Annotated in this window: 13 protein-coding genes; all 13 read left to right on the forward strand. The window is 35.8% G+C overall.

Features of this window, described 5'->3' with window-relative positions; translation table 11 throughout:
- The first annotated feature begins 27 nt into the window (after positions 1–27).
- Positions 28–1,488 (forward strand): DUF5687 family protein, encoded by a 1,461-nt coding sequence (locus tag E1750_RS11030; protein ID WP_133276830.1) that lies wholly within the window; start codon positions 28–30, stop codon positions 1,486–1,488.
- Between the two features lie 60 nt (positions 1,489–1,548).
- On the forward strand, positions 1,549–2,244 hold the full coding sequence (locus tag E1750_RS11035; RefSeq protein WP_133276831.1) for an ABC transporter ATP-binding protein: 696 nt from the start codon (positions 1,549–1,551) through the stop codon (positions 2,242–2,244).
- A gap of 86 nt (positions 2,245–2,330) precedes the next feature.
- Positions 2,331–5,162, forward strand: a complete 2,832-nt coding sequence (gene porW, locus E1750_RS11040) for a type IX secretion system periplasmic lipoprotein PorW/SprE (RefSeq protein ID WP_227873880.1) — start codon at positions 2,331–2,333, stop codon at positions 5,160–5,162.
- Between the two features lie 6 nt (positions 5,163–5,168).
- Positions 5,169–5,579 (forward strand): bactofilin family protein, encoded by a 411-nt coding sequence (locus E1750_RS11045; protein WP_133276832.1) that lies wholly within the window; start codon positions 5,169–5,171, stop codon positions 5,577–5,579.
- Entirely contained in the window at positions 5,542–5,775 is a 234-nt protein-coding gene (locus E1750_RS11050) for an AtpZ/AtpI family protein (RefSeq protein WP_133276833.1), read from the forward strand. Before E1750_RS11045 ends, E1750_RS11050 begins: the two co-directional genes overlap by 38 nt.
- 519 nt (positions 5,776–6,294) lie before the next feature.
- Positions 6,295–7,434: a F0F1 ATP synthase subunit A gene (atpB, locus tag E1750_RS11055; RefSeq protein ID WP_133276834.1), complete on the forward strand. Its 1,140-nt coding sequence runs from the start codon at positions 6,295–6,297 to the stop codon at positions 7,432–7,434.
- Between the two features lie 114 nt (positions 7,435–7,548).
- A complete protein-coding gene (atpE, locus tag E1750_RS11060) occupies positions 7,549–7,740 on the forward strand; it encodes an ATP synthase F0 subunit C (protein WP_073367797.1) in 192 nt (63 codons plus the stop codon).
- An 83-nt stretch (positions 7,741–7,823) separates the two neighbouring features.
- Positions 7,824–8,324 (forward strand): F0F1 ATP synthase subunit B, encoded by a 501-nt coding sequence (locus tag E1750_RS11065; protein ID WP_133276835.1) that lies wholly within the window; start codon positions 7,824–7,826, stop codon positions 8,322–8,324.
- A 1-nt stretch (position 8,325) separates the two neighbouring features.
- On the forward strand, positions 8,326–8,862 hold the full coding sequence (gene atpH, locus E1750_RS11070) for an ATP synthase F1 subunit delta (RefSeq protein ID WP_133276836.1): 537 nt from the start codon (positions 8,326–8,328) through the stop codon (positions 8,860–8,862).
- A 16-nt stretch (positions 8,863–8,878) separates the two neighbouring features.
- A complete protein-coding gene (atpA, locus tag E1750_RS11075) occupies positions 8,879–10,456 on the forward strand; it encodes a F0F1 ATP synthase subunit alpha (protein ID WP_133276837.1) in 1,578 nt (525 codons plus the stop codon).
- Positions 10,457–10,546: 90 nt separating this feature from the next.
- Complete coding sequence (gene atpG / locus E1750_RS11080) at positions 10,547–11,407, forward strand: ATP synthase F1 subunit gamma (protein WP_133276838.1); 861 nt, start codon at positions 10,547–10,549, stop codon at positions 11,405–11,407.
- Between the two features lie 158 nt (positions 11,408–11,565).
- The gene (locus tag E1750_RS11085) at positions 11,566–12,231 is read left to right on the forward strand and encodes a hypothetical protein (RefSeq protein ID WP_133276839.1); all 666 of its coding nucleotides are present in this window, start codon (positions 11,566–11,568) and stop codon (positions 12,229–12,231) included.
- A 1-nt stretch (position 12,232) separates the two neighbouring features.
- Positions 12,233–13,357: a hypothetical protein gene (locus E1750_RS11090; RefSeq protein ID WP_133276840.1), complete on the forward strand. Its 1,125-nt coding sequence runs from the start codon at positions 12,233–12,235 to the stop codon at positions 13,355–13,357.
- The last annotated feature ends 13 nt before the right edge of the window (positions 13,358–13,370 follow it).

The raw sequence follows: 13,370 nt of genomic DNA on the forward strand, positions 1-13,370 counted from the left end.
ACTAATTAGAAAATTAACTCTAAAACTATGATTCTAAAATTCCTTTATCTCGAATGGAAGTCTTTTATACGTTCGGCTTCGTTCGGAACGAATTTGGCACTGAAAATTATTTTGGGTTTTGTAGCCGTTCTTTATGCTTTTATTTTTCTAATGGCGGGAATTGGAGCATTTTACGGATTAAAACAAATGCATCTCGATCCGTTGCAGCAAGTAAATAAGTATTTGATTTATTATTTTTTGTTGGATTTGGGCATTCGATTATTGTTGCAAAAAATCCCGGTGATGAACATTCGACCTTTGTTGTCCTTACCTTTTACAAGACCTACCATTGTTAATTTTTCGATAGGTAAAACAGTCTTGTCTTTTTTCAATTTTCTGCACGTTTTTTTCTTTCTGCCTTTTACCATTGTTTTACTAGTCGAAGGCTACGATGTGGTGAGCGTGATTTTGTGGCATTTGGCGATGGTAGCCTTGGTGTATAGCAACAATTTCCTGAATATAATATTGACTAACAAAGACAATGTTTTTGCTATTTTCATTGGTTTCGTTTTGATTATAGCGGGTTTTCAATACTATCACTTTTTCAACATTACCGATTATACTTCGGTGTTTTTTGAGGGTTTGTTTCATACCCAATGGCTTTTTTTAGTTCCTGTTTTGGCTCTGCTAGGCTTGTATTATTACACTTTCAACTACCTGAAAGCCAATTTGTATCTCGATGCCGGACTTTCTACCAAACACGAAATCGCCACAACCGAGGATTTGACTTGGCTGAACCAATTTGGCACGCTGGGTACTTTTCTAAAGAACGACATCAAACTCATCAAGCGCAATAAGCGCTCGCGGACTACGGTGGTAATGAGCATTTTGTTTTTGTTTTATGGATTTCTATTTTTCAGAGAAAATTCACACCAACCTGAAGTGATGCGCATTTTTGCAGGAATTTTTGTGTCGGGCGGGTTTTTATTCACTTTTGGTCAATTTGTCCCCAGTTGGGACAGTTCGTATTATCAGCTGATGATGACGCAAAACATTTCCTATAAAGGGTATCTGAGTTCAAAATGGTGGCTTGTAGTCATTGCTACCTTTGTATCGACAGTGTTATCTTCTTTTTATTTGTTTTATGGTTGGCAAGTTTACTTAACTATTGTTGTAGGCGCGATTTACAATATGGGCGTCAATTCGCATTTGGTTTTACTCGGTGGTGCTTATACTAAAACACCTATCGATTTACAATCGACTAAAGGTGCGTTTGGCGATAAAAAAGCGTTTAATACCAGCGCAATGCTGCTTTCGTTACCCAAATTATTGTTGCCCATTTTGCTTTATTGGGCAGGATCGGCGCTTATGAATCCTAATTTAGGACTTGTATTTGTAGGCGTTTCAGGCGTTTTAGGCTTTGCTTTTAGAGACACCGTTTTTTCCAAAATTGAAAAGGTGTACAAAACCGAAAAATACAATACCATATATTCATACAAACAAAAATAATATTTCGTAGAGACGTTGCATTGCAACGTCTCTACCATATTAAATCAAAAAAAAATCAAAATGATACACGTACAAAATCTTTCGAAATCCTACAACGGTACCACCGTATTGAATATAGACCATTTAGAAATTCCAAAAGGACAAAGTTTTGGTCTTGTGGGCAATAATGGCGCTGGAAAAACCACTTTTTTCAGTTTGTTATTGGATTTAATTCAGCCCTCAACGGGACATATTATCAACAACGAAGTTCAGGTCAATACCAGCGAAAATTGGAAACCGTTTACTGCTTCTTTTCTTGACGAAAGCTTTCTAATAGGCTATCTCACACCCGAAGAATATTTTTATTTCATAGGCGATTTACGCGGACAAAACAAGGCGGATGTCGATGCATTATTGGCAAAACACGAAGAATTTTTTAACGGTGAAATCCTTAAAAACAAAAAATATTTACGCGATTTATCCAAAGGAAATCAGAAGAAAGTGGGCATTATCGCCACGCTCATTGGCAATCCTTCAGTAGTAATTCTCGACGAACCTTTTGCCAATTTGGATCCAACCACCGTGAGCCGATTGAAAAAAATAATCAAGGAATTGGCACAAAATCCCGATGTTACCGTTTTGGTTTCGAGTCACGATTTGCAACACACAGTCGAAGTTTGTGACCGAATCGTAGCGCTGAATAAAGGCGAAATTGTGAAAGATATTCAAACCTCGGCGGAGACGCTGCAAGAATTAGAAGCGTTTTTTGCGGTTTAAATTTCGATATTTCAAAAAGAAACGTATTTTTACCAGTCATTATACTAAAATGCACTTTTAAAAGTTAAATGATAAACTGTTTCCCATTGAAAACCAAGATATTTAAACGTACTTTTTTTATATTATTTTTACTTTTTTTGGTAGCTTGTTCTACCAAGAAAGACACTTTTTTAGCTCGAAATTCACACGCTTTGAGCACCCGAGACAACATTTTGTACAACGGACAAATGGCTTTAGACAAAGGTGTTGTAAGCATCAAAAGCAGCAACAAGGACAATTTTTGGAAGCGTTTGCCCATCGAAAGAATGCAAATTATAGACGATAATTCGCCAGAAGGAACGCCCAAAAATCCCGATTTCGAAGCGGCCGAAGCCAAAGCTACCAAAGCCATTCAAAAACATTCGATGAATATTGATGGTCAAGAAAAAAACTATCAAATCGATGAAGCCTATTTGCTTTTAGGAAAAGCGCGCTATTATGACCAGCGTTTTTTTCCTGCGCTCGAAGCCTTCAATTACATTTTATACAAATATCCTACCAGCAGCAATATCAATTCTGCCAAAATCTGGCGCGAAAAAACCAATATGCGTTTAGGAAACGATGCTCAGGTGCTGAAAAACATTTCAAAACTCCTAAAAGAAAAAAAACTGAAATCCCAAGTTGTGGCTGATGCCAATGCACTTTTGGCGGAATCCTATTTGAATCTGGAGGAGAAAGACAGTGCTATTGCAAAATTGAAAATTGCTGAAAAAAACACTAAAGTCAATGCTGAAAAAGCTCGTTATCGCTTTATTCTAGGGCAATTGTACCAAGAATTGGGCATTCGAGACACCGCTTTGAGTTATTATCAGGAGGTTATTGATTTGAATCGAAAAGTGGAAAGAGAATATATCATTCAGGCTTACGCCAAAAGAGCGCAGTTATTCGATTTTGATAATGGCGATGGTGATGCTTTTGTAGCACGGTACAACAAGCTCATTGCAGACCGCGAAAACAGACCTTTTAAGGATGTTTTGTATTATGAAATGGGTGTTTTTTATGACAAATACAACGATCAAGAATTGGCCAAAGAATTTTACAATGCCTCTTTAAAATCGAAATCACCAGATAAATATCTAATTGCTTCAAATTACAGAAACCTGGGCAATATGTATTTCAAGAATACTGATTATTCTAAAGCGGCAAAGTATTATGACAGTACCTTAGTAAAATTAGAAGTCAAAACCAGAGAACACATTCACATCACCAAAGTTCGAAAAGATTTAGACGAGGTTATCGGCTTGGAATTGATTGCAAAAACCAATGACAGTATACTGAACGTAGTGGCGATGACTGATGCTAATAGGGTAGCTTATTACGAAGATTATATCGGAAAATTAAAAAAATCTGATGAAGAAAAAAGACTATTAGCCGAAAAACAAAAAGAAATTCAGCAAAATATAGACCGTAACAATCTTTCCTCAAATGATGATCCGGATCCCGCTGGAGCGCAACAAGGAGGAAGGCCACCACAGAAAAAAGCGTTAGCTCCGCCAGCAACAACAGGACTTACGTCTAATACCGCCTCCGATGTGTTTTATTTTTACAATCCGGCAACAGTAGCTTACGGCAAGATAGAATTCAAGAAAAAGTTCGGAAATCGAGTAGTAGGAGGCAACTGGAGAGTTCCCACCAGAACTGATGGAGCTGCTGATGCAATTGCAGATGAGAATCCGACCGAAACAGAACCAGAAGTTGCTGCTGTCGAAACCCCTCAATACACCACTGCGTTTTACATTGGCATGTTGCCTAGTGCTCCGGCAGAAATCGAAAAGATTGCTAAGGATCGGAATTTTGCCTATTATCAACTTGGGGTTATTTATAAAGAAAAATTCAAAGAATATGCGCTGGCCAGTGATAAATTGGAAAAATTATTGATTCAAAATCCAGAAGAAAAATTGGTTTTACCTTCGATGTATAATTTGTATAAAATATATCAAATAACCGATGCTGCCAAGGCCGAAGAAATGAAAAATCGCATTTCGAGTCAGTATCCAGATTCGAGATATGCCCAAATCATCAACAACAAAAACCCAAGTACAGCCACCGAATCGGAAACGGCAGAAGCCGAATATGGGAAATGGTATCAATTGTATCAGCAAGAGCAATTTGTATTGATTTTGGAGAAAATAGACGGGCTGATCATTCAATATTACGGCGATGAGATCATCCCCAAGTACGAATTATTAAAGGCAAATACCATTGGAAAACTCAGAGGATTAGACCAATATAAAAAAGCAATGCAATTCGTCACCGACAATTATCCCTCAACCGAAGAAGGTAAGAATGCAAAGGAAATTTTGACCGCTCAAATTCCATTATTGGAAAAAATGAATTTCACTACTAATGACACTAAAAATTGGAAATTGCTGTATAAAGTGGGCAAACGAGAAGACAAAAACACCAAAGCATTAGAGGAAAAAATCAAAAAATTCATTGCGAATGAAAAAAACAACAGACTTTCAAGCAATTTTGATGTTTATACAGAAAAAGAAAATTTTATTGCAATACAAGGCATGCAATCAGAAGGGTACGCCAGCAGTATGGCCTCTATGCTCAAAGACGATAAAAAATATAAAATTACAGAGCCCGGCATCGTGATTTCGAACGATAATTATAAAGTAGTTCAAATCAAAAAGAATTTAGAAGCTTATTTGAACCCCAAAAAACAAGTGGCAGTGCCGGCGCAACCTGCAGCATCACAGCCCGTAGCACCACAGCCTGTTGTGCCGCAAACAGCAGTAGATATTAATAGTCCAGATGATGAACCCAAACCTACAGCTCCTCCGGTAAGCAAAGCCGCTAGAACCAAACCGCCGGGAGCGACTCCTAAAATGGGGGAAAATGATGTTCCAAAGACGAGTTCAACTCCAAAATAGATTGTTATGTTTGAAAAAAAGACCAAATCGTATACAGAACTATTGGGAAAAACCAATAGAATTGTTGAAGGCACCATCATCAATGGCGATATTATTTCGAATGCCGATTTTAGATTGGATGGCGAATTGAAAGGGAATTTTCAGACGAAAGGGAAAATAGTTATTGGCCCAGCAGGCAGTGTTATCGGTGATATAATTTGCAAAAATGCCGATATTGAAGGAAAGTTTAAAGGCAAAATACAAGTGTTAGAAATTTTGAATGTAAAAAACAAAGCCAAAATCTACGGTGACGTTATTTGTGGAAAATTATCAGTAGAACCCGGTGCCGATTTTAGTGCTTCTTGTACGATGAAAACCAATTCGAAAAACACCATTGCAAATGATGGACAACAAAAACCAGAAGAAACAAACCAATAATAAATGGTTGGCTCTTATCAATATTCCGATACAAATGGGAGCAATCATTTTTTTGTTTGCCTATTTTGGAAATAAACTGGATGAAAAGTATCCCAATCCCCACAATATATTTGTCAAAATCCTAACCTTGGCGGGTGTTGCCATTGCTTTTTATAACATCAATAGGCAATTGAAAGAAATTAATAAATCTTCTTAATCAAATGAGTTTTAAAAGTTATCGGCCAATTCTTGAAATAGTTTTAAGTGCTATTTTAGTTTTTTTTGCACACAAACTCTTTTTTTTCTTCAACATAAACAATCCAAAACTACAAGGTTTTCGTTTTCCAATAGAGGTCATTTATGGGTTTTTCTTTTCTTGTGCCCTAATTTTAATGTTGATTCTAATTAAGGTAAAAGAAAAAAACATTGACAATGTCGGCTACACCTTTCTATTGGTGACCTGCGTAAAAATGGGACTTTCGTATCTTCTTTTATCGCCCATTTTGAATTCAGCAAATGAGAACCTCAGGTATGAAAAAATTAATTTTTTTATCATTTTCGCAGTATTTCTGGCTCTAGAGACGATGGTAACCATCAGAATGTTAAATACTAAGCGCTAAAATACCATCAAAAAGACAAAAGCGTCATTTTTTTTATTTAATGTTTTTAACATGTAAATTTAAAATGTACCTTTGCACCCAATTTCGGAAACTAAAAATTAAGTTAATAAGCAGTTATGGTGATTTCAAACAAACCACTTCAATTTATAATAGCGATTTTAATAGCCTGTCTACCCGTAGTTGGTTTTGCCAATGATCCTGCTGAAGGCAAACCAGTACCTACTGAAACAACGGTGGTTGCTCAAGAAGCAGCACCAGAAGCAGAAGGCGAAACATCAGAAATTAAAAAACAAATCAAAGAAGTTATTGATCATCACGTTCTAGACGGTCACGACTTTTCGATTTCTGCAAACGCAGCAACCGGAGAACATTATGGTTTTCCTTTGCCAATCATTCTTTGGGACAATGGCGTTCACATTTTTTCTTCTGCAAAATTTCACCACGGTGAAGCTGTAGCAGAAAGCAATGGAAACTATTACGTTTTACACCACGAAAAAATATACAAAACCGATGCAGCCGGAACTTTAACCGAAGAGCACGGACATCCAACAAATGCACAACCGATAGACCTTTCTATTACAAAAGGAGTGTTGACTATAATGGTTGTGGCGATGATTATGTTTTTACTATTTACCAGTTTGGCAAAATCATTTGCTAAAAATGGTGGAATTTCTGCAGGAGCTGGGCGTTTTTTCGAACCTATCGTTTTGTACATCCGTGACGAAATCGCGATTCCAAACATTGGCGAAAAGCATTATAAAAAATATATGAGTTATTTGTTGACCATCTTTTTCTTTGTATGGTTCTTGAATATCTTTGGTTTGACTCCGCTAGGAATCAACGTTACAGGAAATATCGCAGCAACTTTCGGATTGGCGATTATCACTTTTATCATTACTACATTAACAGCAAATAAAAATTATTGGGGACACATTTTCTGGATGCCAGGTGTACCAACTCCAATGAAAATTATTTTGGCACCAATAGAATTATTGGGTGTGTTCATCAAACCATTTGCATTGATGATTCGTTTGTACGCGAACATTTTTGCAGGTCACGTCGTATTGATGAGTTTGATAGGATTGATATTTATTTTCAAAAGTTGGTTAGGCAGTAGCTTGTCATTTATGTTGTCATTTGCTATTTCTATCATCGAAATTTTGGTTGCCTTGTTGCAAGCGTATATTTTCACCATGCTTTCTGCTTTGTACTTCGGTTCAGCAGTAGAGGAGCATCATCACGAAGAAGCGCACTAGATTGCAGATTTATGATTTAAGATTTTTGAGCGCAGATGTCGCCTTCTGAAATCTAAAATCGTTATTCTTCAATCTAAAATCATTTTGAATGTTTAATTTTTAATACATATTTTTATGGAAATTCCTAAAATCGTTGGAGCAGGATTAGTAGTTATTGGAGCAGGTATTGGTATTGGTAGAATCGGTGGTTCTGCAATGGATGCTATCGCTCGTCAACCAGAAGCTACTGGAAAAATTCAAACAGCTATGCTTATCGCAGCTGCGCTTATTGAAGGTATTGGATTTGCAGCTTTATTCGCTGTATAATGCTGAAAAACAAAAAGCTGTAACGGTTGGTTGCAGCTTTTGTTTCAAAAATTAAATTAAAAGATTACAATTAAAGACATACTATGGAAAAATTAGTAAATGATTTCTCGTTTGGTTTATTTATTTGGCAAACAATAATATTTGTAGGCTTGGTTTTGCTATTGAAAAAATTTGCTTGGAAACCAATTTTAGACGCCGTTAACGAAAGAGAAGCGGGAATCAAAAACGCTTTACTTTCTGCTGATAACGCTAGAAAAGAAATGCAAAATTTGCAAGCAGATAACCAACGTATTTTGCAAGAAGCAAGATTAGAGCGTGATGCTATGCTGAAAGATGCTCGTGAAATCAAAGAAAAAATGGTAGCCGACGCTAAAAACGAAGCACAAGTTCAAGGTCAGAAAATGATCGAACAAGCTAAAGCGGCTATCGAAAGTGAAAAAAACACTGCTATGGCCGAATTGAAACTGCAAGTTTCGACTTTATCTATAGAAATTGCTGAAAAATTATTACAAGAAGAATTATCTAACAAAGCTACTCAAGTAAAATTAGTAGAAAAAATGTTAGGCGACTCAAAATTAAGCTAATATGTCAGGTACAAGAGCAGCAATTCGTTACGCAAAAGCCATTCTGGAAATCGCAGACTCCAAAAAAGTAGCTTCTCAAGTGAGTGCCGATATGGCATTGATTTCATCTACCATTCATACCAATGCGGAATTGAATACTTTTATTCAAAGCCCAACGATCAATGTAGATCAAAAAGAAAGCGCCCTTTTGGAAATTTTTGCCAATGCTAATGCGGTAACCAAAAGTCTTTTCCGTTTAGTAAAAGAAAACAAAAGATTTGAAATTCTAGATGCCGTTGCACTAGAATACAACAAATTGTTCGATATAATGAATGGAGTTGAAGTAGCAAAAGTTACTACAGCCATCGCTATGGACGCTGCATTAGAAGCAAAGGTTTTGGCTAAAATTGCCACCATTTCTTCAAGCAAAAAAATTACGATTGAAAATAGTGTAGATCCTGCTATTATTGGAGGATTTATTTTAAAAATAGGCGACAAGCAATACAATGCTTCCATCGCAGAGAGATTACAAGTATTAAAGAGAGAATTAAGTAACTAGTTATTTATAAATAATTATGGCGGAAATTAAACCTGCTGAAATTTCAGCAATATTAAGAAAGCAAGTAGAAGGTTTTGAATCTGGTGCTACACTAGAAGAAGTGGGTACAGTGCTTCAAGTTGGAGACGGTATTGCTCTTATTTATGGGCTTTCAAATGTTCAATACGGTGAGCTTGTAGAATTTGACAATGGTCTTGAAGCTATTGTATTGAATTTGGAAGAAGACAATGTGGGTGTGGTACTTTTAGGACCATCAACAGGAATCAAAGAAGGTTCAACTGTAAAAAGAACACAACGTATCGCCTCTCTTAAAACAGGAGAAGGAATTGTAGGTCGTGTAGTAAACACTTTGGGCCAACCAATTGATGGTAAAGGACCAATTACAGGTGAATTATTCGAAATGCCGTTAGAAAGAAAAGCGCCTGGAGTTATCTTCCGTCAGCCAGTTACCGAGCCATTGCAAACAGGTATCAAAGCAGTAGATGCAATGATCCCGGTAGGTCGTGGACAACGTGAGCTAGTTATTGGTGACCGTCAAACAGGTAAATCAACTGTTTGTATCGATACTATCTTGAATCAAAAAGAATTTTACGATGCAGGAAAACCTGTATTTTGTATCTATGTTGCAATTGGACAAAAAGCGTCAACTGTAGCAGGAATCGCAAAAATGTTGGAAGAAAAAGGTGCAATGGCTTATACAGTAATTGTAGCTGCCAATGCTTCTGACCCAGCGCCAATGCAAGTATATGCTCCTATGGCAGGTGCTGCAATTGGAGAATATTTTAGAGATTCAGGTCGTCCGGCTTTGATTGTTTATGACGATTTGTCTAAACAAGCCGTGGCTTACCGTGAGGTTTCTCTTTTGTTGAGAAGACCACCGGGACGTGAGGCTTATCCTGGAGACGTTTTCTACTTGCACTCTCGTTTATTGGAAAGAGCTTGTAAAGTAATTGCCGATGACAGTATCGCAAAAGATATGAACGATTTACCAGATTCATTAAAAGGTATCGTAAAAGGGGGTGGTTCATTGACCGCTTTACCAATTATCGAAACTCAAGCTGGTGACGTTTCTGCTTATATCCCAACTAACGTAATTTCGATCACTGATGGTCAGATTTTCTTGGATGGAGATTTGTTTAACTCAGGGGTTCGTCCAGCGATCAACGTAGGTATTTCGGTATCACGTGTTGGAGGTAACGCTCAGATAAAATCAATGAAAAAAGTAGCTGGTACTTTAAAATTAGACCAAGCACAATTCCGTGAATTGGAAGCGTTTGCTAAATTTGGTTCTGATTTGGATGCTGTTACTTTGAACGTAATCGAAAAAGGAAAAAGAAACGTAGAGATTTTGAAACAAAATCTAAACGACCCTTATACTGTTGAAAACCAAACTGCCATTATCTATGCAGGTTCTAAAAACTTGTTGCGTAATGTTCCTGTAAACAAAGTAAAAGAATTCGAAAAAGATTATTTAGAATACTTGAACAACAAGCACAGAGACACACTTGATGCTTTGAAAGCAGGTAAACTGACTGACGAAATTACAGATGTATTGGAAGCAGCAGCTAAAGAAATTTCAGCGAAATACAACTAAGAAATGTATATTGTATAATGTAAATTGTATCAAAAGAGACTGTTTACATTATACATTTTACAATTTTTTACAATATACAATTTATAAAAAATGGCAAATTTAAAGGAAATCCGTAATAGAATTACTTCCATCTCATCAACAATGCAGATTACTGCTGCGATGAAAATGGTTTCTGCAGCAAAGTTGAAGAAGGCACAAGATGCCATCACAGCGATGCGCCCTTATGCCGAAAAATTAACGGAATTATTACAAAATCTTTCTGCTTCACTTGACGGTGATGTTGGAGGAGAATTCACAACACAACGTGAAGTAAAAAAAGTATTAATTGTTGCTATTACTTCCAACAGAGGATTATGTGGTGCTTTCAATACCAACGTAATTAAAGAAGCCAAAAACCGAGCTGACTATTATGCTGGAAAGCAAGTTGATGTTTTTGCTATTGGTAAAAAAGGAAATGATATTTTATCGAAAACCTTAACAGTTGTAGACAATCAAAGTCAAGTTTTCGATCATTTAACCTTCGAAAATGTTACTGTAATTGCTGAGACATTAACTCAAAAATTTGTTTCCGGTGAGTATGACAAAATCGAATTGGTGTACAATCAATTTAAAAATGCCGCAACTCAAATCGTTCAGGTAGAACAGTTTTTGCCTTTGGCAGCGGTTAAATCTGATGCTCCAGTATCTTCAGGGGATTATATTTTCGAACCTGCAAAAGACGAAATTGTTTTGACTTTGATACCAAAAGCGCTAAAAACACAATTATACAAAGGAATTCGTGATTCATTTGCCTCTGAGCACGGAGCGCGTATGACGGCAATGCACAAAGCAACAGACAACGCCACCGAATTGAGAGATCAATTGAAATTAACATATAACAAAGCACGTCAAGCTGCTATTACTAACGAAATCTTAGAGATTGTTGGTGGAGCGGAAGCTTTGAAGGGATAAATAAATAATTCTTATAAAAAAAGAGGCAACGAAAGTTGCCTCTTTTTTTTATTTTAAAAACACTATTTTGTAAAATATATTTTATATTTTTATTCATTAATAGTAACTATTTATTAATTAACTCGTATAATTGTAGTAAACCAAATACAAACAGAATAATGGGTATAGAAAGTTTTGACTGGAAAAGTCTTTTTATTAATGAAGAAGGCAGTAATCAACCTAAAAATGAAGAAACTAAAGCGCCTTCGTTACCACAAACAAATAAATTTCCTGACATTGAACTTAACTCGAATGTAAGCAACAACTCCTCAAATCCTTTTTTAGGGGAGGTTTTTGATGTCTATCAAAAAGGATTTGAAAGTCTAAATCAAGATGGATTCGATTTTTTTGAGATGTATAAATCTGTAAATGCGGTGGGAGTAACCAATCCACAGAGTTATCAAATGGCTTTTACAATGGGTAAAACCATTAATTCAGCTTTAACTAAAGAAAGTTTGTTGGATAAAGGAAAATTTTATTTGACAGAAATTGAAAAAGTGTATGATAAATTCAACAATACTGGTAATGCTAAAAAATCAGATTTGAATTTAAAAATTACCCAAGAGAAAAAAAATCTTTCTAATAGTATTTCCGATCTAGAATCTCAAATCGCCAAACTTCAAAAGGAACTAGAATCAAAAAGAAATGAATTAAATAAAATTGATGTTAATAATGCAGCTCAATTCTCTCAATTTCAACTGAAGATTGAAGCAAATAATTTGGCGAAACAAAAAATTCAGGAATCAATTAATATAGTTATAACAGGAATCAATCAATATTTGTAAAATGGATAGCAGATACGAACAAGAAAGAAGTACTTTATTAGAATTACCCATATTAAAACACTTTGACGAGTCAAAAGGCGAAATTGCTTTAAATACCAATACACTTAAAAAAGGCGAAAAATCGATTTTTTGGTTATTGGCTCTTGGTCTTTTAGGTGCTGGAGGTTATTTAATTTGGACTTATATTATTCCACCACTTTTTACGATGTTAGGACAAGCTATTGCGCTCTCTGCAACGGCAGTTTTCTTAATATTTTTGGTAATGATGTTTCCAGTCATTATGAAAGGGCTGCGTTTTACTACAAAAAATCTTCATAAAGCTTTGATTCAGAGCAATCCATTCAATGAATTGGAAGAGCAAAAAGAAAAGATGATTAAAAACCGAGACATTTTCAAAAATACCAAAGCAAAACTAAAAGGGCTTAAAAATGAAATGGAAATAGAAGCTTCTAAATCTGAAAAAGAAGCAAAACAATTTCAAGATGATGTTTTGAGTTTACAACGCCAATCGGAAAAGCTAAAATCAGCTATGGACGAAATGGTTAAAATTAATGGTATTGGAGCAAAAGACACAGATGAATATGTCGCACTGCAAAGTGAGTTGGCTAAAAAACTAAGTGATTCACAGCGAATTTCAAATCAATATGAGCAAAGCAAGAGTTTTATTCAAAAATATGGAGTTAGAGCTAATGTTTTGGGTAAGATGGACAGAAAATTAACTTTGGCAGGAACTGCTATAGATATTAAAATTGCCGATTTTGACACAACAATTACGATGTTGCGCAAAGAATATGAGTTTGCCAAAAATGCCAAAGCAGCAACTGAAAGCGCCAAAAGTGCTATGATGTTTACCAAAGATTGGGAATTAGATTATGCGTTAGAAGTAGTAACTTCTACCATTGCACAAGATATTGCAAGAACTTCTGAGAATTTGATTGATATAGATGCGTTAACCTCGAAATATTCTGTAGATAATGATGAGTTGTATTCTCGTTTAGATTCGCTAGCTGATGAAATTAAAACAGGTGAAAATACCATTCCAGATTCAACAAAATACACAAGTTCAAACTATAAAATGACCAAAGAAGACAAGCAAAATGCGGGTGGATTTGGCGATATTTTTTAATATTAAAAACAAA

Source organism: Flavobacterium nackdongense, from assembly GCF_004355225.1.
Lineage (GTDB): Bacteria > Bacteroidota > Bacteroidia > Flavobacteriales > Flavobacteriaceae > Flavobacterium > Flavobacterium nackdongense.

Bases quoted from the DNA above. Each gene is read 5' to 3' on its own strand.
- atpG (WP_133276838.1), top strand. From the start codon at position 10,547: ATGGCAAATTTAAAGGAAATCCGTAATAGAATTACTTCCATCTCATCA.
- E1750_RS11050 (WP_133276833.1), top strand. From the start codon at position 5,542: ATGATGGACAACAAAAACCAGAAGAAACAAACCAATAATAAATGGTTG.
- atpH (WP_133276836.1), top strand. From the start codon at position 8,326: ATGTCAGGTACAAGAGCAGCAATTCGTTACGCAAAAGCCATTCTGGAA.
- E1750_RS11090 (WP_133276840.1), top strand. From the start codon at position 12,233: ATGGATAGCAGATACGAACAAGAAAGAAGTACTTTATTAGAATTACCC.
- E1750_RS11045 (WP_133276832.1), top strand. From the start codon at position 5,169: ATGTTTGAAAAAAAGACCAAATCGTATACAGAACTATTGGGAAAAACC.
- atpB (WP_133276834.1), top strand. From the start codon at position 6,295: ATGGTGATTTCAAACAAACCACTTCAATTTATAATAGCGATTTTAATA.
- atpA (WP_133276837.1), top strand. From the start codon at position 8,879: ATGGCGGAAATTAAACCTGCTGAAATTTCAGCAATATTAAGAAAGCAA.
- atpE (WP_073367797.1), top strand. From the start codon at position 7,549: ATGGAAATTCCTAAAATCGTTGGAGCAGGATTAGTAGTTATTGGAGCA.
- E1750_RS11065 (WP_133276835.1), top strand. From the start codon at position 7,824: ATGGAAAAATTAGTAAATGATTTCTCGTTTGGTTTATTTATTTGGCAA.
- E1750_RS11085 (WP_133276839.1), top strand. From the start codon at position 11,566: ATGGGTATAGAAAGTTTTGACTGGAAAAGTCTTTTTATTAATGAAGAA.
- E1750_RS11035 (WP_133276831.1), top strand. From the start codon at position 1,549: ATGATACACGTACAAAATCTTTCGAAATCCTACAACGGTACCACCGTA.
- E1750_RS11030 (WP_133276830.1), top strand. From the start codon at position 28: ATGATTCTAAAATTCCTTTATCTCGAATGGAAGTCTTTTATACGTTCG.